General features: G+C 50.6%; 24 protein-coding genes. 8 read left to right on the top strand and 16 right to left on the bottom strand.

What is annotated here, in order from left to right:
• Nucleotides 1-46: 46 nt before the first annotated feature.
• The gene (locus DP091_RS25110) at nucleotides 47-787 is read right to left on the bottom strand and encodes an IclR family transcriptional regulator (protein WP_113060817.1); all 741 of its coding nucleotides are present in this window, start codon (nucleotides 785-787) and stop codon (nucleotides 47-49) included.
• Nucleotides 788-1,013: 226 nt separating this feature from the next.
• Between DP091_RS25110 and DP091_RS25115 the strand changes: the two genes are divergently transcribed.
• The 5 genes from DP091_RS25115 (at nucleotide 1,014) to DP091_RS25135 (ending at nucleotide 5,716) form a co-directional block, all read left to right on the top strand.
• Entirely contained in the window at nucleotides 1,014-2,006 is a 993-nt protein-coding gene (locus DP091_RS25115) for an alpha/beta hydrolase (RefSeq protein ID WP_113060818.1), read from the top strand.
• Between the two features lie 134 nt (nucleotides 2,007-2,140).
• Complete coding sequence (locus DP091_RS25120; RefSeq protein ID WP_113060819.1) at nucleotides 2,141-3,316, top strand: Fe-Mn family superoxide dismutase; 1,176 nt, start codon at nucleotides 2,141-2,143, stop codon at nucleotides 3,314-3,316.
• Between the two features lie 469 nt (nucleotides 3,317-3,785).
• Nucleotides 3,786-4,064: a hypothetical protein gene (locus DP091_RS25125; RefSeq protein ID WP_071220877.1), complete on the top strand. Its 279-nt coding sequence runs from the start codon at nucleotides 3,786-3,788 to the stop codon at nucleotides 4,062-4,064.
• Nucleotides 4,065-4,135: 71 nt separating this feature from the next.
• On the top strand, nucleotides 4,136-5,410 hold the full coding sequence (locus DP091_RS25130; protein ID WP_113060820.1) for a Tle-like phospholipase domain-containing protein: 1,275 nt from the start codon (nucleotides 4,136-4,138) through the stop codon (nucleotides 5,408-5,410).
• Between the two features lie 33 nt (nucleotides 5,411-5,443).
• On the top strand, nucleotides 5,444-5,716 hold the full coding sequence (locus DP091_RS25135; protein ID WP_113060821.1) for a hypothetical protein: 273 nt from the start codon (nucleotides 5,444-5,446) through the stop codon (nucleotides 5,714-5,716).
• A gap of 108 nt (nucleotides 5,717-5,824) precedes the next feature.
• Here the strand turns inward: DP091_RS25135 and folE are convergent, their stop codons facing one another.
• The 9 genes from folE to DP091_RS25180 all read right to left on the bottom strand — a co-directional run bounded on the left by folE (nucleotide 5,825) and on the right by DP091_RS25180 (nucleotide 16,308).
• On the bottom strand, nucleotides 5,825-6,418 hold the full coding sequence (folE, locus tag DP091_RS25140) for a GTP cyclohydrolase I FolE (protein WP_113060822.1): 594 nt from the start codon (nucleotides 6,416-6,418) through the stop codon (nucleotides 5,825-5,827).
• Nucleotides 6,419-6,544: 126 nt separating this feature from the next.
• A complete protein-coding gene (locus DP091_RS25145; RefSeq protein ID WP_009594912.1) occupies nucleotides 6,545-6,781 on the bottom strand; it encodes a YneF family protein in 237 nt (78 codons plus the stop codon).
• 142 nt (nucleotides 6,782-6,923) lie between these two features.
• Nucleotides 6,924-8,765 (bottom strand): tRNA epoxyqueuosine(34) reductase QueG, encoded by a 1,842-nt coding sequence (gene queG / locus DP091_RS25150; protein ID WP_113060823.1) that lies wholly within the window; start codon nucleotides 8,763-8,765, stop codon nucleotides 6,924-6,926.
• Nucleotides 8,766-8,808: 43 nt separating this feature from the next.
• Complete coding sequence (lepB, locus tag DP091_RS25155; RefSeq protein WP_113060824.1) at nucleotides 8,809-9,411, bottom strand: signal peptidase I; 603 nt, start codon at nucleotides 9,409-9,411, stop codon at nucleotides 8,809-8,811.
• A 205-nt stretch (nucleotides 9,412-9,616) separates the two neighbouring features.
• Nucleotides 9,617-10,039, bottom strand: coding sequence for a GNAT family N-acetyltransferase (locus tag DP091_RS25160; RefSeq protein ID WP_012819018.1), 423 nt, complete (start codon nucleotides 10,037-10,039; stop codon nucleotides 9,617-9,619).
• A 438-nt stretch (nucleotides 10,040-10,477) separates the two neighbouring features.
• The gene (locus DP091_RS25165) at nucleotides 10,478-11,566 is read right to left on the bottom strand and encodes an efflux RND transporter periplasmic adaptor subunit (RefSeq protein WP_113060825.1); all 1,089 of its coding nucleotides are present in this window, start codon (nucleotides 11,564-11,566) and stop codon (nucleotides 10,478-10,480) included.
• A 33-nt stretch (nucleotides 11,567-11,599) separates the two neighbouring features.
• The gene (locus DP091_RS25170; RefSeq protein ID WP_113060826.1) at nucleotides 11,600-12,895 is read right to left on the bottom strand and encodes an ABC transporter permease; all 1,296 of its coding nucleotides are present in this window, start codon (nucleotides 12,893-12,895) and stop codon (nucleotides 11,600-11,602) included.
• 50 nt (nucleotides 12,896-12,945) lie between these two features.
• A complete protein-coding gene (locus DP091_RS25175; protein WP_113060827.1) occupies nucleotides 12,946-13,713 on the bottom strand; it encodes an ABC transporter ATP-binding protein in 768 nt (255 codons plus the stop codon).
• Nucleotides 13,714-13,740: 27 nt separating this feature from the next.
• Entirely contained in the window at nucleotides 13,741-16,308 is a 2,568-nt protein-coding gene (locus DP091_RS25180) for a hypothetical protein (protein ID WP_113060828.1), read from the bottom strand.
• A 327-nt stretch (nucleotides 16,309-16,635) separates the two neighbouring features.
• On the opposite strand from DP091_RS25180, the gene DP091_RS25185 reads away from it, so the two are divergent.
• Nucleotides 16,636-17,244: a superoxide dismutase gene (locus DP091_RS25185; RefSeq protein ID WP_100540176.1), complete on the top strand. Its 609-nt coding sequence runs from the start codon at nucleotides 16,636-16,638 to the stop codon at nucleotides 17,242-17,244.
• Between the two features lie 100 nt (nucleotides 17,245-17,344).
• Here DP091_RS25185 and DP091_RS25190 read toward each other — a convergent pair whose 3' ends face one another.
• From DP091_RS25190 to acpS, 3 genes are all read right to left on the bottom strand, one after another.
• Complete coding sequence (locus tag DP091_RS25190) at nucleotides 17,345-18,580, bottom strand: MFS transporter (RefSeq protein WP_113060829.1); 1,236 nt, start codon at nucleotides 18,578-18,580, stop codon at nucleotides 17,345-17,347.
• Nucleotides 18,581-18,644: 64 nt separating this feature from the next.
• The gene (gene mutY, locus DP091_RS25195; RefSeq protein WP_113060830.1) at nucleotides 18,645-19,793 is read right to left on the bottom strand and encodes an A/G-specific adenine glycosylase; all 1,149 of its coding nucleotides are present in this window, start codon (nucleotides 19,791-19,793) and stop codon (nucleotides 18,645-18,647) included.
• A gap of 25 nt (nucleotides 19,794-19,818) precedes the next feature.
• Entirely contained in the window at nucleotides 19,819-20,214 is a 396-nt protein-coding gene (gene acpS / locus DP091_RS25200; protein WP_113060835.1) for a holo-ACP synthase, read from the bottom strand.
• 191 nt (nucleotides 20,215-20,405) lie between these two features.
• On the opposite strand from acpS, the gene DP091_RS25205 reads away from it, so the two are divergent.
• The gene (locus tag DP091_RS25205) at nucleotides 20,406-20,957 is read left to right on the top strand and encodes a dihydrofolate reductase family protein (RefSeq protein WP_113060831.1); all 552 of its coding nucleotides are present in this window, start codon (nucleotides 20,406-20,408) and stop codon (nucleotides 20,955-20,957) included.
• A gap of 73 nt (nucleotides 20,958-21,030) precedes the next feature.
• Here DP091_RS25205 and nadE read toward each other — a convergent pair whose 3' ends face one another.
• The 3 genes from nadE to DP091_RS25220 form a co-directional block, all read right to left on the bottom strand.
• Nucleotides 21,031-21,840 (bottom strand): ammonia-dependent NAD(+) synthetase, encoded by an 810-nt coding sequence (gene nadE, locus DP091_RS25210; RefSeq protein ID WP_071220892.1) that lies wholly within the window; start codon nucleotides 21,838-21,840, stop codon nucleotides 21,031-21,033.
• 219 nt (nucleotides 21,841-22,059) lie between these two features.
• Entirely contained in the window at nucleotides 22,060-22,494 is a 435-nt protein-coding gene (locus tag DP091_RS25215) for a BrxA/BrxB family bacilliredoxin (protein ID WP_071220893.1), read from the bottom strand.
• A gap of 325 nt (nucleotides 22,495-22,819) precedes the next feature.
• Nucleotides 22,820-24,544, bottom strand: a complete 1,725-nt coding sequence (locus tag DP091_RS25220; RefSeq protein WP_113060832.1) for an ATP-binding protein — start codon at nucleotides 24,542-24,544, stop codon at nucleotides 22,820-22,822.
• 211 nt (nucleotides 24,545-24,755) lie between these two features.
• On the opposite strand from DP091_RS25220, the gene DP091_RS25225 reads away from it, so the two are divergent.
• The gene (locus DP091_RS25225; RefSeq protein WP_113060833.1) at nucleotides 24,756-26,033 is read left to right on the top strand and encodes a BaiN/RdsA family NAD(P)/FAD-dependent oxidoreductase; all 1,278 of its coding nucleotides are present in this window, start codon (nucleotides 24,756-24,758) and stop codon (nucleotides 26,031-26,033) included.
• Nucleotides 26,034-26,085 lie beyond the last annotated feature (52 nt).

Genomic DNA, 26,085 nt, shown 5'->3' on the forward strand with positions numbered 1-26,085 from the left:
TCAATAACTTATAGTGATGCTGTCCGCACTCTCGCAATAGAATGAATTAAATCATCATTCCCATTTCCCGTGCCGCCTCCATCAGGATTGGCGCATGTTCGCGAAGCGTTTTCGCAGACAGGCGGGTGACGGGCCCTGACATCGACAGTGCTGCCGCCACTTGACCATTCCGGTCAAAGATGGGTACCGATACCGCAGCGGCTCCAGGCTCGCGCTCTTCGATGCTGATCGCGTATCCCTTCTCCAGTATTTCGGCCAGCTGCTGCCGGTAAACGATCCGGTCGACAGATTCCGGCCAATCCGGCGCATTCAGCAGCTCCTCCTGATCGGCTGGTGGCGCAAAGGCCACCAGTACCTTGCTGGAAGCGCCAACCGACAACGGCAGTCGCACTCCGACCTGGGCGACCCGCCGAATGCCCTGGTTGCTCTGAACCGCTTGAATCCGAAGACGATCCGAACCGTCTCTCAAATACAAGCTCACCGTTTCACCAAGCCGATCCCGCAAGGCCTCCATCGCGGGCAGAAGGCGAATCGCCGGGTCGTCGCTCTGAGACAGATGCATGGACAGTTCCCATATCTTCAAGCCGAGCCGATACTTCTCCGTCTCTTTGTTACGCACAACGAATCCTTTGTCTTCCAGCGTTGTTAGCAGCCGATGAACGGTACTTTTATGTAATCCGATAAGGGTAGAAATCTCCGTGAGGGCAAGTTCACTGTCTTTCGTAAAACACATCAATATATCAAGCGCCCGCTCTACAGCACGCACCGTCAATTTACGGTCTTCCATCCCGACCAGCTCCTCTCCTGTTTCATTCTATGAAACCTGGTTACAAGAATTATATGAGAATTCTTCTCAAAAGTAAACCATGGAGACAGGGACTTTACAGTTGTCTTACAATCTATGGATTTGCATTGACTTTATAGGCATACAGGCATACCATTATTATAATTTCAACTCAACTCTTTCATGTTAACGAAACATATCCAGACTATATGGTAAGGAGGGGCCACTTATGAGCACAACGACTGGTAGTAATGCCCCACTCTCCCAATTAAATGACACGCCGGCCGAGCTGTCGACGGGCTTGGTTCGTTTAAAGCATATTATATTAGCGCTGTTATTATCTGTCGTTTTTTTCCTTGTTTTCTGTTTTATTGCGCTTCATGCCTATATTGCTTGGGTATTGTCGAATCCGACGGTTGCTCCGCTCTACTCCAATCCCAAGCTTGCTAAAGATATGAATTACGAGAATGTCACGTTCCACTCCATTGATGGCAAACGAAATATAAATGGATGGTATATCCCGGCCGAGAACTCTTCCAAAACCATCGTGCTCAGCCATGGATACGGCGCCAATCGGGAGGAAACCTGGGTACCGATGTACGATATCGCCCATTACGCGCACAACATGAATTTTAATGTGCTGATGTTTGATTACGGTTTTGCCTCGCAGACCAGCAAGGAAGTGGCAACCGGAGGCAAGGAGGAGAAACGCCAGCTTCTCGGGGCCATTGAGCATGTGAAGCAGCGAGGCGCGAAGCAAATCGTCGTCTGGGGCTTCTCCATGGGTGCCGGTACAGCTCTGCAGGCAGGGCTTGAGACCAAGGACGTAGATGCCATGATTCTGGACAGCGCTTTTTTATTGGAGCCGGACACGCTTTACCACAACATTCACAACCAGATCAATCTTCCTCGTCATCCGTCCCTGGAGATTCTGGAGCTGCTCTTCCCGGTGCTCAATGGCACTAGCCTGGATCAGATCCCGTACAATGAGGTGAAGAAGCACGATTATCCGTTCCCGATCTTGTTCATCCACGGAACGAAAGACGACAAGGCACCTTACCCGATTGCCGAGAAGATTGCCTCCAATCAAACCCATACGGATTCGGATTCCTGGATTGTAGAGGATGCGCATCATGAGCTTATCTTCCGTGAGCACCCTAAAGAATATCTGCGCAGAGTATCCACCTTTCTAGGAAAACTCGAAACTCCTAATGAATCCTGATGCTTTATTGATCATACGATCCACTTCCCCCTGCTGCTTTGTTGCGGCGGGGGTATTTTTATTTCCTCCCTCATAATACAGGCTGCCACGTGAATATAGTGTGTTTAGTGAACCTGATACTGGAGGGAACGGACATGTTATTTATTTACGGAGCGAAGCTCCCGGTACGATTACTCGAAGAGATTCGATATTGGAAGCATCAGGAGAGGAAGCATACCGGGCTCATCAAAGCCGTTGTGCCGGATCTGGAGCCGGACTATGTCAAAATGCTGGATCAATGGGCCGTGGTATTCTCCGACACGGAAAAAGCAGCAGACGAACTTCTGCGCCACATTCTTCGTTATGAGGGGCCTCCTTCGCCGCAGGTGCTGGCCCAGGTCGAACAGCTGCTGCGCGCTTCCTGCGAGCAATCCAGAGAGTTCATTCGCCAACTGCATGGATTGAAGGAACATAGTGAGGCTGTTCGGAAAGTGCCGCTCGCCAGCACGGTCCTGCACCATGTGATTCGGGAATCCGAATACTTCCTGAACGCGCTGGAGACGCTCAACTCCGCTGGAGCGCTGGAGAGATTTATGGATGTGGAGATGCCGGTGCAATCCATGACGCTTCACGAGGCCTCTTCCCCACCGCCATCTCGCTCTGAGGCTGATCTGTCCATTCAAGGCATGGGAGACAGCGGCAAGCCCGTACCGATTGGCGGGCATCGCCTTCCTCCGCTCCCTTACGCATATAATGCGCTGGAGCCTCATATCGACGAGAAAACCATGCGGATTCATCACGATATCCATCACCAAAGCTACGTCGACGGTTTAAACAAAGCGGAGAAAAAACTGGAGGCGGCCAGAAAAAGCGGCGATTTCGAGCTGGTGAAGCATTGGGAACGCGAGTTGGCTTTTCACGGTGCTGGCCACTATTTGCACACGATCTTCTGGGACATTATGAACCCGCAGGGCGGTGGTGAACCGGGCGGGGAGCTTGCCCAGCAGATCAAGAAGGATTTCGGAAGTTTCGATCGCTTTAAAAGGCACTTCTCCGAAGCGGCAGACAAAGTGGAAGGCGGCGGATGGGCGATCCTCGTCTGGAATCCGCGCAGCCATCGACTGGAAATTCTGCAGGCCGAGAAGCATCAGAATCTCTCCCAGTGGGACGTCGTACCTCTTCTGGCACTGGATGTATGGGAGCACGCCTACTACCTCAAACATCAAAGTAAACGCAAGGATTACATCAAGGATTGGTGGAACGTGGTCTACTGGCCAGCGGTTGCGGAGCGTTTCAAGCATGCCAGTGAGCTGAAATGGAAGCCTTTTTAAATCAAAGCCTTGCTGGGTTGCTTCACATTGGATAATATTGGGTATGATGTCTATAGCCCTCCTTACTTCATGATGGAGCTTAAGGAGGGTTTATCCTTATTCAGGGGGTACGCTTGCTTGAAACCGGCGCTTGGTCATGAGTCCAGAATTGGACAAGATTATTCAAGCTCCGGAGTAACCGAGCCTATTGTTAGGTCTTTTTTACCACATATCTGGTTATTTAATCGGTTGAACACTACCATATGCTGGATTATGATATGACAGTAAGGTCGATGTGCCGCTTCTACATTGCCTAAGGCGAAACGAAGAGAAACGATGCGCTCCAAACCAGTACTGCAAGATTCAGCTTGCCTGTAAGAGCAGAACATCACCACTGAAGGGATGGGTCAGTGTGAACAGTAGGTTCAAATCACGTGTTTTCATTTTTGCTTTTGTGCTTATCATTTTAATTGTTGGAGGATGCCAGCCAGTGAACAATAACCAAGCCAATACAGACGACAGCTCGGATGAAGTCATAACGAAGGCTAAAACCACAGCCGTTGAGCATTTTAAAGAGAAATACAACTTGGATGTCGAGATTACCAAAGAAGAGATGATGCCTTCGATCGTAGCGGACAAGGTCAACCTTGAGGGGTTTGTAGTAGATCATCCGGAACAAACCTTTAAAATATCCGTTGATTTCAACACAGGCGAGACATCCAATTTCGTAATGAACCCGGAGCTCAGAAAAGCGATTAAGGGCGAGTGATGGGTTATGCTGCCTTTTGGCTGTAACTAAAGGTTCTGATCCTGCTGGGTCATGTTAAGGAGGGAGTATATTTGAGTTCACCGCAAGTGGATGACGAGACGTACCGATTGATGTCAGAAGCGGCTTATCTCGATCTGAAAAAAGAAGATACCGTTGAGGACTTGCCTGGGTGGGAGGTCCTTGAGGACTATAAGAGCAACAGCATATCAGGTTTTGATGCGGTAACTTTTTACAACAAGGAAACGAATCAGGCCGTTATCGCTTACCGGGGCACCGAGGCAGGCAAAGACTTATCCCATGCACTGCCCGATTATTTGGCCGATGCGGACATTGGTATTGAAGAGATCAAAAGAAAAATCCCGGAATTCCGGCCACCTTGGGCGGACCAAGTAGACAAAGTCAAAGAAGCCACGGGGATTAACGATGTCACGGATTGGTTCGGTGAACAATCGCGGCAGATCGATAAAAAAACGGATATAATGGGAACCAACCAGTTGTATCAAGCCGAGGATTATGCGCTGGAAATGAAGGAGAAATACAAGGGTGTTGATTTCACCCTCACGGGTCACTCCCTAGGGGGAGCCAACGCACAATATGCTGCCGCCTATACGGGCATGTCGGCCGTCACCTTCAGTGCTCCGTCGGTCATCGGAAGCCTCTCCCCTGAAGCCAGAAGAAAGGCAGAGAACGGGGAATACGATTCACAAATCATTAATTTCGCCCATCCCGGCGACATTATTGCCAGCGGCGCGCTCGGCGGCTTCGATGGCCACGTCGGTTCTACCTATTACATAGACTCCAGTTATAAAGACGCCAATGACGGTCTCAGCATAAAAGAAAAAATTGATAATACACTGGGCGGCCCCAATTATCATCAGCTTGACCGCTATCGATTCGAGGATGGCTACATTTCGAACCGTCTTTATGACGGTGCTACCGATAAAGCCGTGGATTCGCCCAGAATCCCTGCCCACAGCAATCTCTTGTTTGGTCTTGGCGGACCGCTGAGCAATTTGGGCTTAGGTTTGGGCGGCTCGCTGGGAGCCCTGGGCGGCTCCGTCGGAGGCTCCTCCGGTACCATCCAGGTAACCCCTGCCGAGCTGCGAAGCGTTGCCGAGAAATGGAGAGCACACGCCCATCAAAGTGATGCCGAAATCCAAGGAATCCGGCAGCGTCTCTCCAAATACATGTTCTCCAGCCACAGCAGACGTCTGCAGCCGATTGTCCAGCAGCTGGATACATCTATCATGTCGATGAGTCAATGGCATCTGCAGCATACCACCGACATCGTTCAGTATATTAAATTCAAAGCGGATTTATTTGAACGGACAGACAACAGCGGGTAAACATCAATACGAAAACTACCGGGAGGGATGGAGATGAGTCGAGAGATTCTGCTGGAGCTGGATGATTTGCTTCAAGCCGAACGCGAGCTGTCAGGACTGCTGGCAGCCATTCGGGCCGATGAACAGGAGGCACGGGTCATGTACGCCCGTCTGCAGGATTGGAAGGGACAATCCGCCAATGTGCTGCGCAATCAGATTGAAACCTTCTTCATGGAGATGTCCCGTCGCATTCGGGATATCGAGGAGCAAAAACACGCACTCATCCAATATGTGCAGTATATGAAACAAGTAGATGGCGCTTCTTGAGGAACCCTTGCCTTGTTTCGATCATCATATGAGCTCGCTTTCGTTATTAAGTACAAAAAAAGGCTTCGCCTCCGTGGGCGAAGCCTTTTTCAATAGTCTGGATCCTGCTTAGTCTTTAATCAAAGACAGAAATTCTGAACGCTGTGCAGAATCAGTCTGGAAGGAACCGCGTACAGCTGACGTGACCGTTTTGCTGCCCGGCTTCTTCACACCACGCGCGCACATGCACAGATGCTCGCCTTCCACAACGACCATCACGCCGTTTGGCTGCAGCGCCTCCACCATGATGTCAGCGATTTGCGAGGTAATGCGCTCCTGCACCTGAAGACGGCGGGTAACCGCCTCTACCAGACGCGCCAGCTTGCTCAAGCCGGCGATTTTGCCGCTAGGGACATAACCGATATGGACTTTGCCAAAGAACGGCGCCATATGATGCTCGCACTGGCTGTAATATACGATATCCTTCACGATAACCAGTTCCTCATGATTCTCGTCAAAGGTAACCCCGAGAACATCCTTGGGATCCACTTCGTACCCCGCAAAGATCTCCTCATACATCCGCGTCACACGGGCCGGTGTCTCAAGGAGTCCCTCACGCTTGGGATCTTCACCGATCAGTTTTAATATTTGCTCTACATGGTACTCGATCTGCTCCCGGTTATCGCCTACTTTATTGTTCACATAATCCTTTACACCCGCCACAGTACATCCCCCTTTTTCGTTCCATAGAAAAAGCAAACGGTTGACTTATAACCGCTGTTAGCGGCCTTTTTAAATAGAAATGCCCCTCCGTCATTCCATTTAGACGGGAGCGGGCTTTTTTTTTCATTATGATTTGCGTTTACGTCCTTGCCCTTTACCTGGCATAGGCTGATTTTTCATCATTTGCTGTGCGCGCTGCATTTGCTTGCTGTTCATGTTATAGCCCATTTGTTTTGCCATCTTCTGCAGCATTTGCGGATCGTTCTGCATCTTCTCCAATTGCTTGCGGAGATAGAATACGCCGATGAAAAATCCGCCAACCAGACCCACGATCAATGTAATAATCGGAATGACTATATCCATCACTTGACCACCTTCTATTATACTAATATTTACCATTTAATGGCGCATATACGAACCTATCATAGCATGTCCTTTTCGCCACAGCAAATGAAAATAACGGATCCATCGCAGCAAGCGGTCCTAGTCATGCATATTGTATCCATTACGACCCTTTTCGGCCTGGCATAGCTCCTTCAATCGTTAACAGAGTGCGTTTGATCTCCGGCCCGCCGGCATATCCGATGAGAGCTCCGTCAGCACCTACCACACGATGACATGGCACGATGATCGGTACCGGGTTCTTGTTGTTCGCTCCGCCTACGGCACGGACCGCTTTAGGACGCCCAATGGATTCGGCCACATCCTTATAGGAACAAACCGTTCCATACGGAATGGACTTCAGCGCTTCCCATACCTGCAATTGGAATGAGGTTCCGCGCATGTCCAGCTGTACGTCAAACGCCTTTAACTCCCCTGCAAAATACTGCTTCAACTGCGTGATCGCAGGAGCTAATCTTGCCTCGTCACGCTGGTAGCCGCCGTTACCGGCCCAGGTCCGTGACCACTGCTGAATGACCGCCTCCTTCACGTAGAAGCTGCCAAATTCAATAAGACATAATCCCTTCTCCGTTGCGCAGACCGTCAGCGGTCCAATCGGAGATTGAAGTTCATCGTAATACAGCATTTCCGGTCCTCCTTCAGGGATGGCCATCGGCTCAACTCCCTGAATTACAGGACTTTCCTGTTCCGGCTTGTCCCCATTAGAGGAGCCCGCAGCAGGAGTGCCAGCGCTTGAAGCATCAGCCGCAGCTCCGGCAGGCGCTTCTTTCTCAGTCGGTTTATTCAGTTTATTCAAGGCTTGCTGCAGCATATCTCGTACTTGGGAATCCCCTTCTGATTTCATGCTTTTCTCTAAGTTGTTCAACGCTTCTTCGCCTCCAATACGGCCCAGAGCCCATGCAGCGGTTCCCCGCAGCTCCGGGCGCGGGTCTTTCAGCAGTACCTCGCTCAGCTTCGGTACGGCTGAAATATCTTTAAAGTTGCCAAGCGCGATGACAGCATTGCGCTGTATCGGCTTTCGGCCGCGCCAAGCGGCCGAAGTATCTCCAAATGCCTCCTTGAATTCCCGGTTGGTCATATCCAGGATGGGCAGGAGCAGCGGCTTGGCTTTTTCAGGATCGGGCTTAAAGTCCTCTTGATGAGTCCAATTCTTGCCCCGGTTCTTCGGACAAACAATTTGACAGGTATCACAGCCGTACAGGCGGTTACCGATCTTGCGCATGGCTTCTTCGTCCAGAAACCCTTTGGTCTGGGTTAGAAAAGAAACGCAGCGCTGGGCATTCAGCTGCCCGGGACCGACAAGCGCGCCGGTTGGGCAGGCGTCAATGCACTTGGTGCACTCCCCGCAGTCCTCGGTTACCGGCGTATCCGGCGGAAACGGAATATTGGTCACCATTTCGCCGAGGAATATCCAGGAACCGAACTTCGGAGAGATGATCGCGCAGTTCTTAGCGCTAAAGCCAATCCCGGCTCGCTGCGAAACCGCCCGGTCAACAAGCGCGCCCGTATCCACCATGCTTTCAAGCTTCGCATCCGGCACGCGTTCTTTAATGTATTCCTCCAGGCGGCTCATGGCCTCCCGGAGCACCTGATGATAATCCCTTCCCCATGCAGACCGCGCCATAATCCCCCTGTACTTGCCAGGCTCCGATTTGGGCGGGTTCTCCATCTTGGAGTGGTACGTTATGGCAATGGCAATCAGGGACTTCGGCTTCGTACCGGGAAGGGCCGGAGTAACCCGCTTATCCAGATCCGACTCCTCAAAGCCCGACTCATACCCTTTATCCCGATGGTTTTGCAATATTCCCTTCAAGGATTCGAACGGCTCCGCCGAAGCAAAGCCGATATCATCAATGCCAAGCTCCGGTGCAACGGCTTTAAGCTCCTGCTTGAGCTCCTCCCATACCGAAGGCGGAGGAGCATACGAGCCGAGTGTGTAGGTCATTCTCCAGCGCCTCCTTTCCTGGGATGATGTTCTGTCTTTTCAGCTACAGCTTTTTGATCTCGGACAACGGCCAGAAAATGAATTCAGCCCTGCCCACGATGTCGCTTTCCTTCACGCTGCCGAACATGCGGCTGTCCTTGCTCTTTCCAAGATGACGGTTATCTCCCATAACGAAGTAGCGGCCCTCTTCCAGGGTTATGGGCTCAAAGCCCGGGTCCTCGATCGGGACATCGGTATATCCTTCCTGCTGTGCAACTCCGTTAACGTACAGCTTCTGGTCCTTTACCTCAATGGTGTCCCCAGGTACGCCGACGACACGCTTTACAAGAAATTCCTTCTTATCCGGGCCATCACTCGGGTCCTTAAGCACAATGACATCGCCATGGCTCGGTTCGGCAAAGCGATATACCACTTTATTAATAAACAGCCGCTCCGATGCTACCAGTGTCGGCTGCATAGATTCACCTTTAACCATAGAAAGGTTGAACACAAACATATTTAGAAGCACCATAATAACAAATGCAATCGCAATCGTCTTTACCCAATCCCAAAGCTCGGCAGCCCAGCCGTTCTTCTTGCCAGGTTGATTCTGAGGTCCGTTGTTCTCGCCATGCTCAGTTGAATCCGGAGAAATCACTTGTCCCATGCTACACCTACTTTACTTCGATTTCGCCTTCGGGTACCAAAGGCGGCACCTTCAAAAAAGGTACATTAATAGAAAAGCATATCTCCCACCCATTTGCAACGGCTGAAAGATATGCTTCATATCGAAAAAATGTCGTTTCTTATCTCTGTCGAAGCTTAAGGCCGCCGTTTGCGCCCGCTCGTATGTACCGCTCTCGTCACGACTACTATTGACCAAGGATACTGAGCTTCTGGAACGACCGCAGGATTTGGCTGGCACCGTATCCCATGGCTTCATAAAATGGCATGGCTGCGGCGTTGTGCTCGTCTCCGGCTACCATGATCCGACTGACTTTACGTGATTGAAAACGCTGTTCCATTGCCGAAATCAATGCTTTGCCAATCCCTTTTCTGCGATAGTCGGGATGAATGGCAATGCGGTAATAACAACCATGATTGCGTTCGATCGTACCAATTAAGGCACCAACGATTTCACCGTTTTCTTCAGCCACCATAATCAGATCGGAGTCCCAAGCGAGCTGCCTGGAGAAGGGCTCCATCGTGTTTTCGTAGCATTCTTCCGATAAAGCAATCTGCAGAAGCTCGGTTACGGGGTTACAGTCACTCAACTGAAAGGAACGAACATGCATTTCAAAATCTCCCTTTTCGTTAGCATGATGCGGTTTACCCGGTTTACAAAAATCTAGTATTCCGTTAACGCAAACCTGACATTTATGTTACTACAAAAAACCCGAAAATCCTCTTTCCTTGTCCATTAAACCACATCTTTCTCGTAAATTCACGAGTTTTCTTCTGAAAGCGCTTTATATGAAGCGTTTTCATCTTTTTAGCTGGATAATATTCCATATTTTTGTTGAATGACAGGTTTGTTTCCTGCTGTTAAACCATTAGCTCACTGTTAAAATCACACCCATTATTTCCTAATTTTTTTCTTTCTGATTGAGATCTATATTTTAATAAATAACCGGACTTTCCCAGTCCTACCGTTGATATAGGCAAGTAAAAAAAACAACAGCGTTCTCTAGGCTAAGTGCCATTGAGCAACGCTGTGTTTTCGTTCATCATATTTACTGGAGAACGACGGTGTCGCCCACTTTCAGTCCGGACACAACCTCGACTTTATCCAACGTCTGCAAGCCGGTCTCGATATCCTGCCGTTCAATCTGGCCGCCTCCCTTGTCCACCATGACATAGGAGGTGCCTCCGTCCGTCATAACGGCAAGTTTAGGAACCACAACCGCCTTATCTTTTCGTTTGGTTACAATGTCTCCGTTTAACGTCAGCCCACCGATCAAACGCTCTTCCTTCGGCAGCGAGATGATCACCTTAAACTGCGGTGTCTGGGAGGTTTGCTTCTCCTGAGCCGTCGTCTCGGCAAATTTGGCCACTTCCAGCACCTTTCCCTTCAGCTTTAGATCCTTGATGGACGGCAGCTTTACTTCAACCGCCATGTCCTGCTTAATGCTGAATATATCGTTTTCCCCGACATATGCCACTAATCGTAGAGAATCCAGGTCGACGATTTTGCCGATATACTGGTTCGCCGTCACCGATTGCGGCCGCTGCTGCGTCGGATCAAACAGAAACAGGCCTGTTGCAGGCGATAGGTATGTAGCTTTCTTCAGCCTGTCATTCAAGTCGGCCAGCGTCTGGCGCTCAATATCGTTGGTAACCTCGTCCAGCTGACTGCTCAGCCGCGCATTTTCCTGGTCTGCCAGCATTTTAAGGCGCTCGGCCTCCGTTCCTAACGCCGGGGCGTTATCGAGGTCCTGATTTAACGTGAACTCCTTCAGCTCCTGCTCCAGCTTCCGCTTCTGCAGCTCGGCTTCCTTCTGCTGAAGCTGCTGGCGAATGGCCGTCTGCTCCAATTTAAAAAGCGCATCGCCTTTCTTGATCTGCTGGCCGTTCTCTACGTTCCAAGACTCCACTTTCGCTTCAAAAGGTGCGTACACATTGGTCTCCCGCCCGTATTCGGACGTTCCCTTGACCTGCACGGTCGAGACGATGCTTTCCTCGGTTACGGGAAATGAGATGACCTGCGGCTCTTCCATCATGGGAATCTCGGGTTCTTTCGGTTTCACCTGTCCATATCCCCAATATCCCACCAAGCCCAGCACGGCAACGATAACCGTCCATTTTATGATTTTTTTTATCATACCGATTTAGCTTCCTTTCCGAAACTCATTATCCTAATCCCGCTTGATGGCCAGAAGTGCGTTCGTTCTTGCTGCACTGATCGCGGGATAGATCCCCGAGAAGATTCCGGTCATCACGGCGAATGCAATGCCGATCGGCAGCGTCTCCAGCGTAACCGCAATTTGCAGCCCAGACATGCCCGCCGAAGCCATAATGAATGAATTTAGTCCCTTAATGATCAAAAATGCGAATACGATGCCAAGCAATCCGCCAAGCAAACCGAGCAGGCTGGCTTCTACAATGAACATGTTGCGGATTTGCGGCATATTCGCCCCCAGAACCTTCATGATGCCGATTTGTCTGCGGCGCTGATGCGTAGACATCGTCATCGCTACGATGATCGATATCGAGGCTAATAACAGGATAAATACGCCGATGCCGAGAGCGATCGCTTTGAATGTATCCAATTGGGAAGCGACCTGATCACGCATGGCCAGATTGTCGCTCGCATTAAGCGCAAGCTTTGAGATCAGATCCTCGAGTGGTTTAATATGCTGCAGATCATCCACTTTGACGGTTAGACTATCGTATACCCGCTGTTTCGAAGCTGTCCCATTTTGCAGTTTCAAATGGTTTGTTAGCCATTCCGCCGTATCAAAGGAAATATAGGCCTGACGATCGTAGATCGCAAACTGGGCATCTCTCCCCGTAGGCACGTCCAGAACGCCTCCAACATAAAGCTGCGGGCTAAGCTGTTTCTTGTCACCGTCCATCTGCTCCAGCTGAATATTTTTACCGTTCATTTCCGATACGGTGCTCTCGTACATCTGATATTCTTCCCATATCTTCGGATTGTTGGGATCGGTATTGATCATATTCATCAATCTTTCGCTCGTCTCTGCATCCTTCCATCCGGTTGTTGCTCCGTAATTGAGCACCATAGCACCGATCTGATCAAGCGGGCCGCCTTCCTTGAACCTGTTACCCTGCTCTTTGAGCTTCGACAGGTCCACGGCCACAACGTTGAAGCCGTCGTTGATCAGGTTGTCGGACGAAATGGCTCTAAAATATCCGAGCTGTTTGGTGGCTATAACGGATTTGACATGATCAAAGCCTTGAATCACCTGAACCTTATCATCCGTAAGCAATCCCCGGTCAGCTCCGACCGCGGGGCCGCTTCCTTCCCCTTGCCCGCTTGAGCCCTGCGGAGTCACCGTAATTTCGTCAAGCTTCATGCCGCCTATAATTTCCGTCTCCAAATAATTCTGGGCGCCGTTGCCAATGCTGATCGCTACGATAATAGCCGCGCATCCAATCGAAATACCGGTCATGCACAGGGCTGTCACCACTTTACGGCGTTTGATCTGTCCCCATGCCAGCCGTATGTTGTCTAAAATTATCAGCTGACCTCACCTGCCTCCTCCGCATGAACCGGGACCCCAGACAGGGACGAGGGGGCGTTTGGCCCCCGTTGACCTGCTGTTGGCGTTGTATAGTCCTCCGGCTGAACCAAATAACCGTCACGGAGCATAATCGTTTTTTTCATTTGAGCAGCGACTTCCATCTCATGGGTAACGATGACAAACGTCGTTTTCATGGACTCGTTCAGCGCCATCATGATTCGGATAATTTCCTCTTCCGTCTTGGTGTCCAGGTTACCCGTCGGCTCGTCCGCAAAAATAACGGAAGGCTCGGTAATCAACGAGCGCGCAATACTGACGCGCTGCTGCTGTCCGCCTGACAGCTGGGACGGGTACAATGAAGCCTTATCGCCGATCCCCGTCATCTCCAGCAGCTCCATCGCTTTCTTGCGGCGCTTGGACGGAGAAACGGATTGAAAGACCAGGGGAAGCTCCACGTTCTCCCGAACCGTGAGCGTCGGAATCAGCTCATAGGCCTGAAAAATAAATCCGATATGCTTGCGCCGAAAGACAGCAAGCTTGTTTTCCCCATACTTGACAATATCCTGATCGGCAATATAAATATGGCCTTCCGTCGGCTTCATCAGTCCTGCCATTAAGTTGAGCAGCGTGGACTTGCCCGACCCTGAACTGCCCAGCAGGGCAATCATCTCTCCCTTCTGGACTTCGAACTGGATATTATGGAGCACCTTTAACACTTCGTTACCGTTCTTAAAGCTGTGCGATACATTTTCCAAACGCAACATGTTCGCTATTCCTTTCCGGTTCTTAATTTAACTCTCCTCGTCAGAAACTGCAGTAGGCGTGAATATCAGATTGAAGCTTTGGCTGCCCAGCGTGATCCGCTCATTCTGGAATTCGTCCACCAGGGTTAAGTTAAACCAACCGCCGCGAAGTTTTTTGTATTGCTCATCGGACAGATCCATCGACACCGACCGGGTGCCCGGCACCTGGATATCGGTACCAGGCGTGAGCGTACGCTCCTGTGTCTGTCCGAGGCTGTCTTTGATGATCAAAATCAGCTTGTGGCCGGAGTCCGCCGCAACGATGCTCTCGCTGCGTTTTACATCAAACGTGATATTCAGCGGAATGGAAGAACTGCCCTCCTGCAGATGTCCTACCGCTTTCGTAACCGAAACATGGTAAGGATACCAATCGAGGTTCGTCAGTCCGGAGCTTACGGCAGGTCTGATCGGATTCAGCATCAATTTTTTCATGCCCATGACACCGGTAGCGTCTTTCCCCGTCTCCGCAAGCTTGCCTCCGGTCATTGCCGTACCCAGAGCAAGCCCCAGTTCGCTTGCAGCCCCCTTCGGCACTCTGGCCCAAAAGACGATCGACTGCTTGGACCCCGGCTGGAGCGAGGCTTCCGGCTGAATGGTTTCCGCTTCATAGATCTTGCCATCCGTGCTTTGGAAATACCCCTTCAGCACTGCTGCTTGAACGCGGCGCTGTTCATTGCTGGTCAGCAAGAACTCGGAATAGACAATGTCCGAGTCCACGCCTTCATAGATGACCGTCCGCCGTTCCTGCGCCTCTGCGCGCTTGCCAATCGCGGTAACCGTATACGGCTTCCCTTTCTCCAAGGTGCTGATCGACTGCGTCATGCCGGACGTGGTCATGGTAAGGAACGACGTTTTGGCCGTATCCTGCTGCGTAAACAGCTCGAAGCGGAGCGAACGGATATCCTTGGTATAAGGGATTCGCGCCATGACATATACCTCGGTTGATGACCCCGGGGGAATCAGGGAACCCTGCTCCTCCGCAATAACCTCCGAACCGGCCAGCGTCGTTTTTTCGTCCGCTGTGACGTTTACTTTAAGTTCAGGCAGCGGCAGCGATTTGGATTCCTGGGTATTCCGCAGACGCAGCTTCGCAACGATCAGATCCTGATCCTGCCATGGCAGACGCTGCATGGATTCCAGGGTGTATGCAAATCCTTTGGCCGTCTGCGCGTCGTACTCCACGCCGATCGATGATTTGCGTTCCGTTTGGTAAGGGATGGCAAAATATGCAATCGGCAGGGTCAATGACTCCTGGACCTCGACGGTCGACTCACCGCCCGGCTCACCCGAGCTCGCCGGCGGTTTGGATGAGCTGACCGGGCCGGATGCCCCGATCATTTGCAGCTTTAACCGGTCCTGCTTAAGATCAAGCGGAAGCGTTATTTCCATCACCATCGTTTTCTCTTCACCCGGACGCAGTGTCAAACCCGCCTTGTTATCCGGTGTGTAAGGATGGTAGGAACCTTCGGATGCTTTAATCGCATACTCGTATGCCGGTACCTCCACCGATTTTTTCCCTTTGTTCTTGAAGGCCATCTCGATACTCCATATGCCCTGTCCCCCGGCGGCGCGCAGCGAAGCCTGGCGGATTCTGGCATCGACCGGAATGCCCTTGATGGTCAACTTCTTGGCCGCGCCAGCCGCGACATCCCACTTTGGAGCTGTTGCCGCAGGCAGCTTGAAGGATGCAACTGGCAACGACAGCTTCAGCGTTTCATCGTTTTCGGTCCACAAGAAACGTAAACCTGCCGTTTTAAGATAGGAGGGAACTTCCGTTATGTAATAAACCAGTTTCTTTTCTTTCGGCTGAACAGGCACACCCTCGGCCCCTGCCTCATGACGCAGAAGGAATGAACTGCCGCCTGCCGTCACCAAATACGGTTCGAACCCGCGGTCATTCCATACCTTTCCGCCATGGTTCGTCATATACATCCCGACTTTGGCGATGACTTTGCCGTCATACTTGATGATCTCCAATGATTCCGCCTGTACGGTAAACGGACTGCCGCCCATTTGCAGCTTGGAGCTCGAACCGGACGGTACGGCGGCTGAATAGTTGGCCGGCATCCTGTACGTTCCGACACGCTGCAGGTATCCTTTGACCTGCGGATTCCATACGTCCATCACCAGCTTCATGCCGGACAAGGAGCTGCTATCGGTCTTCGCATAGTAGGTTACACTCAGGCTTTGCCCGGGTTCTACCTTCTTCTTGGTAAGATCCTTGGAAATGGGATTGGCTGCCGTCACCGAGCCTCCGGGAAGCACCACCTTGGGAAAATAAGATACCAGGCGCGCTGCGCTTTTCCCTCCGTTTTTATAAGTCAGTGTAAACACCGCCACATTCGTGCCGGTTTGCTGCCATACGTCGGCATGGTCAAGCTTTGCCGTGACGTTGTTGCCAAGTTTGACGCTCCAGGCGAGCGCCGCACCCTTCTGCGCAGTCGACTTCGTGATTTGCGATGGCTGCGTCTTAGATGCTGCAGCTTCCACTTGCGGTGCCGCAGCCAGAATGGCAGCCATCAGAATGGCAGTCATTCTGAGCTTTGTACTATTCATGTTATGTACCGACCCCTTTCTACCTCGACATATCCCTTCTATATCGACGTTTAATCATAGATTTGTTCAAGACTATATATATAACGACAAATTTCAAAGAAAAGTTTTCCATTAATATTCATTGCGCTGAAACAACGTTCCATCGTGCAATAAATTAGCCCTCTGTCGACTTTTCAAACATAAAAGTTGATTTAATCACCCAAAACGGTTTAATATATGTAGTGTAGCCGGATTACATATTACGTTTCTCCGGGATGATAAAGACTTCCTGATGAAGGAAGACCCTTTCATCATAACCAAAAACTAAATTTACAGGAGGTTTTTACTATGGCATTTCAATTACCAGCACTTCCTTACGCAAACGACGCGCTCGAGCCTCATATCGACGCACAAACGATGGAGATCCACCATGATCGCCACCATAATACCTACGTAACCAACTTGAACGCTGCTCTTGAGAACGCCCCTGAGCTTCAAGGCAAATCCCTTGAGGATCTGATCGCTAACCTTGACGCTGTACCGGAAAGCATCCGCACAGCGGTTCGCAACAACGGCGGCGGCCATGCTAACCACTCCCTGTTCTGGGAAGTTATCGGACCAAACGGCGGCGGACAACCGACTGGCGCATTGGCTGATGCCATCAACAGCGAGCTCGGCGGCTTCGATAAATTCAAAGAAGATTTCGCAAAAGCGGCTACAACCCGTTTCGGCAGCGGCTGGGCTTGGCTCGTTGTTAAAGACGGCAAACTGGCAGTAACCAGCACGCCAAACCAAGACAGCCCGATCATGGAAGGTCAAACTCCTCTCCTCGGCCTGGACGTTTGGGAGCATGCTTACTACCTGAAGTATCAAAACAAACGCCCTGATTACATTTCCGCATTCTGGAATGTAGTAAACTGGGAAGAAGTCGGCAAACGTTACGATAACGCGAAATAATATCGCTTAACTAAAAACCGATATCATATCAAAAAAGGCTGCTTTCAGCTGTAGACCCTGTCTACCGCGAAAGCAGCCTTTTTATATCGATATCGTGCTGTTACGTGTTATTTACCGCGGGTGGAGGGCCAGACTCATAATCGCGGACCTTGGACGGCGTATAGATGACTGCGAGCAGGATGACCGAGATCAGCACGGCTGCACCTGCACCGATCAGGCATACGACCTGCAGCGGCCAGGCATCGGCAGTGAAACCGAGCAGAAGCGTTAAGAGAATCTGCAGCATCCCTTCCAGCATGCGGGTCACGCTCGTAAAGCGCCCCATCAGATCAATAGGTACCTGATTTTGAAAAAAAGTGGTATATCCCGCATTCGCATATGAAGAGAAGAAACCAAATATGATAAAACCGATAACGGCCGTCAGAAGGCCCGATGCGGCATAGAAGATCATATACCCGGCACTCGAGAGAAGCACACCAGCCCCGATAAAGAAGCGCAGCGATAGCCATTTGACAGTTAGAGACGCAGCCGCTGAGCCGGCCAGATATCCCGCTCCGGCTACGCTGACGAGCAATCCGTAATCCTCGTCGCCGAGGAGCAGCACCTGTTTAATGAAGGTGGCCTCTTGGGAATCGAGCGCGAAGCCGAGCAGCATGGCGGATTGAAACAATAGGTATACGAGCATAAAATATTTCGCCGCTTTCCCGAAATCGATAACCGCAGCCCAGTCCCGAAGCAGCGTCTTCATTGTGATGGCTTCCCGTCCATTACCTGTGCTCTCCCCTCCATCCACATCGGGAAGGAAGTAAATGACAAACGCGCAGATAAAAAAAGATAAGGCATTGATGAAGATACTGATCCGAATGTCCGTATAAGCGATCAGGAGACCGGATATGGCAGGTCCAAGCAGCACAGCACCGGATGTCGTAAAGCTGGACCATGCATTGAACCGCTTACGTTCCTCTGCCGGGATCAGCTTCGTTATATACGTCATGGACGTCGGCCCGAAAAAAGCCCCTGCCACGTTAATCAGAAACATGATACAGTAGATGGCCCAAACCGAGGACATGAAGGGAATAAGGGCAATCAAAGCCCCCCGGATCACATCGGTAGTGATCATAAGCTTCCGCTTATTCGCCCGGTCAATCATACTGCCCGCCCAGGAGTTGGTAAACAGGGTTGCGAGCGGACGGATGATAAACAATCCAGCCACTGCCGCAGGAGAACCTGTCATATGCAGCACAAGCAAATTAATGGCCACCAGATAGATCCAATTCCCGAGATTGGAGACCCCGATGCCAAAAATGTAAAGAAGCGCATTCTTCCAGCTATGCAAAGTTCCACTACTCCTTACAAGCCGTTTTCTCATGATATCCTCCCATAGAAGGTTATTTTCGGCTTTAAGATGAGAAGTACGAGTTCAAAATCCGAATGAACACATTCGGAAATGCGTAGCGTTCCATGTCATGAACGTGAATCCAGCGAAAGTTCTCCTCCCCTGTCTCATAAGCCGCTGCACTCTCTGCTGCTTGCAGGGCTGCCGGCGGCACCTCGTGCCACTTACAGCGGTACACGCCCATATTCCATTGAATATGGCTAAAGGTATGCTCAGCGTCCATCACATGGCCGATCGGCAGAACCGGAATCCCTTCTTCCAGTAAGGCATCCCTCAAGCGGCTCATCGTTGACTCCTCGGTCATCGCGGCCGGTACGCCGCTCCCCTCGGTCGGTACTATCACATGCGGCAGCTCCCACATCCCTGCCAATAAACCGGTAGATGGACGCTTACGGATCAGAATCTTCCCTTCGTGCACGCCGGTACCCTCTACAATGGCCGTAAGGCGGAATTCTGGACGCGGCGGCTTCGCCTTCGTCTTAATAGGAAGGGACTCCTCTTTACCCTCAAACCGTGCTGTACAATGCTCCATCACCGGGCATACCAGGCATTTGGGGGACTTCGGCGTACAGATCAACGCCCCCAGTTCCATCAGCGCCTGGGTGAAATCCGATGCTCGTCCGTCCGGAACCAGCGTCAGCACGAGATCCTCCATCTTGGTCCGGGTTTTCACCTTCATAATATCTTCTTCAATCAAAAAATAGCGGGACAGCACACGCATGACGTTACCGTCCACTGCTGCGGCAGGAATGTTAAATGCGATGCTGCGAATGGCACCCGAGGTATATGGGCCAATGCCTTTAAGTCCCGACACTTCTTCTTTGCCGCTCGGCATAACGCCCCCATACTGCTCTGTCACCTGCCTGGCGGCAGCCTGAAGGTTGCGTGCCCGGGAATAATAGCCGAGGCCCTCCCAGCATTTCAATACATCGTCCTCCGGCGCATCCGCAAGCGACTGAATCGTTGGAAATCGTTCGATAAACCGGTGGAAGTAAGGAATTACCGTGTCCACCCGGGTCTGCTGCAGCATAATTTCAGATACCCATATATAGTAGGGATCGCGATGCCTGCGCCATGGCAAATCCCTTTTGTTGATGTCATACCAATCCAACAGCTCGTGGCTGAAGTATTGTTTGCGTTCCTTGTTATGCATCTATAAATAATCTCCTTCGTTATCCTTACTTTATCTTCTCAACCACGGCGAAAGCGGAAGCCAGCGTGGCCTGATGCGATATCGTCAAATGAATCGCATAATGGGCGGACTCCTTCATTCCAAGGCGGTCCCAGGCTTCCTGGGATAAACGTGCCTCAGGCCTGCCAAGAGCACCCGGCAGCACTTCGATGTCACGAAACCCGACCACACCCCCGATTCCGGAGCCAAAGGCTTTGGATATCGCCTCTTTGGCAGCAAAGCGCCCGGCAACAAACTCCGTGCGTTTCGCCCCCTTACCGGCGGCAATGACCTGCTCGCCCTGCGTAAGCACGCGCTGCATGAACCTCTCTCCATGCGGGCCCGTCATTAACATCTCCATTCGCTTCATGTCCAGCACGTCATGTCCGATTCCGTAGATCACAATCGTCTGCTCTCCTTCATGGATCCAGTCTTCCTGTCCAAAAAAATACACTCCTACTTATTGTATCAGTCGATGCACCTCAACGCGAGACCAACGGTGTTACAACAACATGAATTAAATAAAATTGTTGTGTTCCAAATTTTATCCATATAGACTGTAAAAAATAGCATGATGTGAGGGGGAAGCTTACTATGGGCTCATTGATTTATCACGTTGCCGTTTCGCTTGACTATTTTATCGCAGATCAAGCCATGATGGATGGGAGAATCGACCGGACTCTCTTTTTATTCGATGGGGAGCATGTTCCGGACTTCTTGGCAGAAATTCAGGAGTTTGAGGCTGTGCTGATGGGCGGTAAAACGTATGAGTTTGGATTTAAGATGGGGGCTAAGCCGGGGGAGCCTGGTTACAAAGGACTCAAGCATTATATATTCTCACGGTCATTAGAATTCGAATCCAATGATGAAGTTGAGTTAGTCAAGGAGGACGCCATCCCTTACATCCATAATCTCAAACAACGGACAGACGGCAAGCTCTGGCTGTGCGGCGGCGGGGAATTGGCAGGAAGCCTGCTTCAGCATCAACTGATCGATCAGCTTGTATTAAAGGTCAACCCGGTCATGGTTGGTGACGGCGTTCCGTTGTTCGGCAGTGTCAAACCCCGGTTAAGACTCGAACTGGTCGATATGAAGCAATATGCCAACGGCGTTCTCAAACCGACCTACAACATCATGTACACCTAACCTAGTGCCTCGCTAAATAAATAGCCTTCCGGAGGGGATTTCTCCGGAAGGCTATTTGCTGGATATTCGTATGTTAGATGCCTGGAATCGTATTGCGCTTGTGCGCGGTTTTATTGTAATAGCTCTCGAGCTTCTGCTGAACATCAGGATTGATCGTCTTGCCTTCCAGATAATCGCTGTTATCCTCGTAGCTGATTCCGAGCTCTTTCTCGTCTGTTTGACCTTCCCAAAGGCCGGCAGAAGGCGCTTTGTCCAGAATCGATTGCGGAACCCCCAAATAGGATGCGAGCATACGAACCTGACGCTTGTTCAGGGAACTCAGCGGCGTAATGTCCACTGCTCCGTCGCCCCACTTGGTATAGAAGCCGGTAATCGCCTCGGAAGCATGATCCGTGCCGACAACGATCAAATTCTGTTCGAACGCCAGCGCATATTGTACCACCATACGCACCCTTGCCTTCACATTGCCTTTGCCGGGAATGCTCATATGCTTATGGACGCCGATATTCTTCAGGCCATGCTCAACCTCCAGCGCAACCTCGTTCACGGCTTCCTCGATATTGGTCTCGACGGTATATTTCAAATCGAAGGCCTTCGCCGTCGCGTAGCTGTCGGAAATATCAGCCTGCTCGCCGTATGGCTGGAATACCCCTAGTGTCTTGTATTCCTTACCGGTCTCCTCCGTAAGCTCGTCAGTAGCCCGTTTACACAGACCGGCAGCCACGGCCGAATCAATCCCGCCGCTAATGGCGATCAGCAATCCGGAAGTACCCGAGTTCTTCACATAGGTTTTCAGAAAATCAACGCGCTTGCGTACCTCTTCCTCCACATTAATGGTAGGTTTGACACCCAGTTCGGCGATAATTTGTTCTTGTAGGCTCATGATAGATGACTCCTTTCAGTATGTTCTCTCTTTTATGAAGTGCTTCATTAATATAAGAAAAACGTCTATCGACGTAAGACAGACCGCATTTAGCGGAAGTTTTTCTTGCGATACAGAATTTCATCAGCGCAGCTGATAACTTATAAATTCTATATCTAAAACAAAAGCCCCGCGGCTTCGGAATATGCCGAATGCTTCGGGGCCTATGTAACTGCCGAATTACTGGCAGTAGCGATTGAATGCGTCGGTCAAATCCGCCGCGATTTCTTCTGCAGAACGATTCTCCACTTGATGACGCTCAATAAAATGCACCAATTCCCCGTCCTTCAACAGCGCAATCGATGGGGAGGATGGAGGATACGGAGCAAAATACTCGCGGGCTTTCGCCGTTGCTTCCTTATCCTGTCCAGCGAACACGGTATACAAATGATCCGGCTTCACCTGGTTCTCAAGCGCTATGGCTACACCAGGACGTGCTTGCCCAGCTGCGCATCCGCATACGGAATTTACAACGACCAACGTTGTGCCTTTCGCTGCCGGAAGCACTTCTTCCACCTCTTCAGGTGTTGTCAGCTCCTTGATTCCCAAGCTAGTCAGCTCATCCCGCATCGGTTGAACCATATCGCGCATATATCGGTCAAAAGACATACCCATAACTGCTTCACTCCTTATATAAACAAGATTGTTCGAATTATAACTGCTCATCGATATCTATATTATACAACCCTAAAGAGTGAAAGCAAGAAAATACAAAACGAGCAGCATCACAAAATAGGATACCGCCCGTCTTTCATTGTTCCATTCTTTGAACTAGGTAGCAGGATAGTTTACCCCATCTTTTTTCTTATCAACGATGGGCTCGCCACGGCGCTCTTTGTTTTCACGCTGCTGCTGCTCCTGTTGTTTGGAATCATTTTTACTCATCCGAATCCCTCCTTTACCCTAAGCTCTACCTTAGAATGCCTAATTACCAGTCCGTTTATTCGGAAGCGGCAGCGCTCTGGGTTTCCGGCAAGCTTTGCGGGAACGAGTGGACGGGAAAGGAAATAATGAAAACCGTTCCTTCCCCTAGCCTCGACTTCACATCAATGGTCCCGTGATGACGCTGTACAATGCTCATGCACAGGGCGAGTCCCAGCCCCGTTCCCTTGCTCTTCGTCGTAAAGAAAGGCTCAAACAAACGCTCCAGCTCATTCTCGGAGATGCCGATTCCCGTATCCGCAACATAAAGCTGGACCTGATCCCCTTCGAGCCGGGTTTCGATCGTCAACGTCCCCTTGTCGTCCATAGCCTCCATCCCGTTTCGGCACAGGTTCAGAATCAGCTGTTTCATCTCCTTGGCATTCAGATGCAGATGAGGAATTTCGGTTCCGAGTTTCAGCTCAATGCTCTGGCCGCGCAAATTCGCATCAGCCCACAAGAGGGGACTGAGCTCATGTATAATGTCATGCAGGTGACACTCTTCTTTCTCTGCAACCCGGTTTTGGGCGAGAGATAAAAAATCGCTGATGATACCGTTGGCCCGATCGAGCTCCTCCATGACAATCCGGTAATAATGGTCCAGCGTATCCGGACTCTTCTCCTGCATCAGCTGCAAGAATCCACGCACGACAGCCATCGGATTGCGAATCTCATGGGTAATGCTTGCCGCCATTTGGCCAACCAAACTTAAACGTTCTACATTAATAAATTCCGTGCGAAGCCGCTCCAGCTCCGTAATGTCTTCCATAATACCTACCGCGCCCAAGATATCGCCGTTCCCGTTATGTATAAGCGGATAGATGCCGGTGGAATACACCCGGGTAGCGCTTCGCATAATCTCGCCGGTGCTTTCGATTCCTTCTATGGCTCTATGAAACCGGCTGCGCAGATGTTCCTTTTGAATCATGCCGTCCAATAAGTCAAACAACGGTCTGCCGATGACATCCTTGGTTGTCAGATTAGGAAACGCGATTCGAAAGCTGCGGATAAGCGGTTGATTAAAAGCGATGATATTGCCGCTTCGATCCACCGCGACCATCCCTAAAGGAATCATCTCCATCATTTTGGTTAAAGATGACCACTCACTGTTCTTCACATCATATTGGCCCGCGCCCAGACGCTCATTGGTTAATTCGATCCAGTACACAATCATCCCAGAATAAAAAATGCCGATCAGCATATACAGAATGGTTACCAGAATCGTATCCGGATTCAGCACATCATGGTTGACCTTTCCTTCAATCGCGTGGGAGGCTACGATAATCAGCATGGCCGGGATCAGGGCGCTCCACAGCCAACAAATTTTCTCGGTCATAGAGCCTTTCCTGAAATTAGAGGTAATCCAAGGTAATAGCGAATACCCCAGAATCAGCATATTTAGAATGAGGCCGATCATGGACCATCCATTCATCAGCCCATGGCTTATGATATATATAGCTGCAAGATATAGCCCGGAATGTCGACTACCATATAATATGCCTAAAAATAACGGGATTACGCCAAGATGGATCGGAACGTAATAATCGTTCATGGCCGAGATCAAGACACATAATACAGTGCTGATTCCGCATGCCATGACAATATGTTTGCGAAATCGAAGCAGATCATCCGGATTCTTCTTGTTCAGGCATTTTAGATGTCTGTCGAGGAGAAGCGGCAGATGAAAGATGAGTGTACCAGACAGCAAAACTTGCAGCAAAATATCTTTCCATAGGCTCAGCACAGTGATCGATCACCTCAATTGGACAACGCATCTAATATTTCTGATTAAAGCATAGGCGACATCATATTACAATATATTGTAATTTCTCTTTCGAAGCCTGGGTAAACTCCATCCTATGTCCTATTCATGAGGTTTGGGATAATTCGCATAAATCCTTTATAATAAGATTCATCTAATAATTGATATACCCCCAAAGGAGCTAAGAGCAAACATGCTTGATTATGATATTATTGTCGTCGGCGGCGGACCTTCCGGACTGATGTCCTGCGTTGCTGCCGGGGAAAGAGGAGCTTCCGTTCTGCTGATTGACAAAGGTGATAAACTAGGCCGTAAACTTGGCATCTCGGGCGGCGGAAGATGCAATGTGACGAATGCTAAAGAACAGGATGAATTGATTGCCAACATCCCGGGAAACGGCCGTTTTCTATATAGTGCTTTTCAGCATTGGAACAATAAGGATATCATGTCTTTTTTCGAGGGGCTCGGCATTCGCCTCAAAGAAGAAGACAATGGGCGCATGTTTCCTGTGACAGATAAAGCCTCCAGTGTCGTGAATGCCTTGATTGGCAAAGTGAAGGAGCTCGGTACCGACATTCGGACAAACAGTCCGGTGAAAAGAGTTCTCTATGAGAACGGCCGGACGGCCGGGATCGAACTGAAATCCGGGGAAGTGTTCAAGTCTTCCTGCGTGATCATTGCAACCGGCGGACAGTCTGTGCCGCAAACCGGTTCGACGGGAGACGGGTATCCTTGGGCTGAAGCGGCAGGACATACGATCACGGAGCTGTATCCAACCGAAGTGCCTATCGTCTCCACCGAGCCTTTTATTGCCTCTAAAGAGCTGCAAGGTTTGTCGTTGCGGGATGTCGAGCTGTCCGTCTGGAATCCGAAAGGAAAAAAAGTGATTGCCCACCGGGGAGATATGCTGTTTACCCATTTCGGGGTGTCCGGTCCGATCGCGCTGCGCTGCAGTCAGTTCATCCTCCAGGTGCAGCGGAAGTTTGAAATCGTGAATGTGGACATGGCCATCGATATGTTCCCCGACCGCTCCCAAGCGGAGCTTGAAGCCGAACTCAAAGGAAGGCTGGAGGATGAGCCGAGGAAAAGCGTCAAAAACGTGCTCAAGGGCATGCTGCCGGAACGAATGATCCCCCTGCTGCTATCCAAATCCTCCATCGACAGCGACATGATCTGCAGCGGTATCTCCAAAACGGCGCTGACAACCTTTATCTCCATTCTTAAAAAGTTCACGTTCCGCGCGTCGGGCACCCGTTCGCTGAAGGAGGCCTTCGTGACAGGCGGCGGCGTCAGCCTCAAGGAAATCCAGCCCAAAAGCATGGAATCCAAGCTGATGCCCGGTCTCTTTTTCTGCGGTGAAATTCTGGATATTCACGGATACACCGGCGGTTACAATATTACGGCCGCCTTTGCAACCGGTTATACGGCAGGCAAGCATGCTGCCGAAGAAGCAGCGGTAAACAAATCATAAGAAAAACGTCTATCGACGTAATTCACAGATGACAGACCGCGGTTAAACGAAG

It is taken from the genome of Paenibacillus sp. MDMC362 (genome assembly GCF_003269305.1).
Lineage (GTDB): Bacteria > Bacillota > Bacilli > Paenibacillales > Paenibacillaceae > Paenibacillus_AQ.

Excerpts from the sequence above, each read along its gene's own strand:
- DP091_RS25175 (WP_113060827.1), bottom strand. The coding sequence starts at position 13,713 with ATGTTGCGTTTGGAAAATGTATCGCACAGCTTTAAGAACGGTAACGAA.
- DP091_RS25225 (WP_113060833.1), top strand. The coding sequence starts at position 24,756 with ATGCTTGATTATGATATTATTGTCGTCGGCGGCGGACCTTCCGGACTG.
- DP091_RS25115 (WP_113060818.1), top strand. The coding sequence starts at position 1,014 with ATGAGCACAACGACTGGTAGTAATGCCCCACTCTCCCAATTAAATGAC.
- DP091_RS25185 (WP_100540176.1), top strand. The coding sequence starts at position 16,636 with ATGGCATTTCAATTACCAGCACTTCCTTACGCAAACGACGCGCTCGAG.
- DP091_RS25120 (WP_113060819.1), top strand. The coding sequence starts at position 2,141 with ATGTTATTTATTTACGGAGCGAAGCTCCCGGTACGATTACTCGAAGAG.
- DP091_RS25215 (WP_071220893.1), bottom strand. The coding sequence starts at position 22,494 with ATGGGTATGTCTTTTGACCGATATATGCGCGATATGGTTCAACCGATG.
- DP091_RS25160 (WP_012819018.1), bottom strand. The coding sequence starts at position 10,039 with ATGCATGTTCGTTCCTTTCAGTTGAGTGACTGTAACCCCGTAACCGAG.
- DP091_RS25135 (WP_113060821.1), top strand. The coding sequence starts at position 5,444 with ATGAGTCGAGAGATTCTGCTGGAGCTGGATGATTTGCTTCAAGCCGAA.
- DP091_RS25145 (WP_009594912.1), bottom strand. The coding sequence starts at position 6,781 with ATGGATATAGTCATTCCGATTATTACATTGATCGTGGGTCTGGTTGGC.
- lepB (WP_113060824.1), bottom strand. The coding sequence starts at position 9,411 with ATGGGACAAGTGATTTCTCCGGATTCAACTGAGCATGGCGAGAACAAC.
- mutY (WP_113060830.1), bottom strand. The coding sequence starts at position 19,793 with ATGCATAACAAGGAACGCAAACAATACTTCAGCCACGAGCTGTTGGAT.
- DP091_RS25180 (WP_113060828.1), bottom strand. The coding sequence starts at position 16,308 with ATGAATAGTACAAAGCTCAGAATGACTGCCATTCTGATGGCTGCCATT.
- DP091_RS25205 (WP_113060831.1), top strand. The coding sequence starts at position 20,406 with ATGGGCTCATTGATTTATCACGTTGCCGTTTCGCTTGACTATTTTATC.
- DP091_RS25110 (WP_113060817.1), bottom strand. The coding sequence starts at position 787 with ATGGAAGACCGTAAATTGACGGTGCGTGCTGTAGAGCGGGCGCTTGAT.
- nadE (WP_071220892.1), bottom strand. The coding sequence starts at position 21,840 with ATGAGCCTACAAGAACAAATTATCGCCGAACTGGGTGTCAAACCTACC.
- queG (WP_113060823.1), bottom strand. The coding sequence starts at position 8,765 with ATGACCTACACACTCGGCTCGTATGCTCCTCCGCCTTCGGTATGGGAG.
- DP091_RS25165 (WP_113060825.1), bottom strand. The coding sequence starts at position 11,566 with ATGATAAAAAAAATCATAAAATGGACGGTTATCGTTGCCGTGCTGGGC.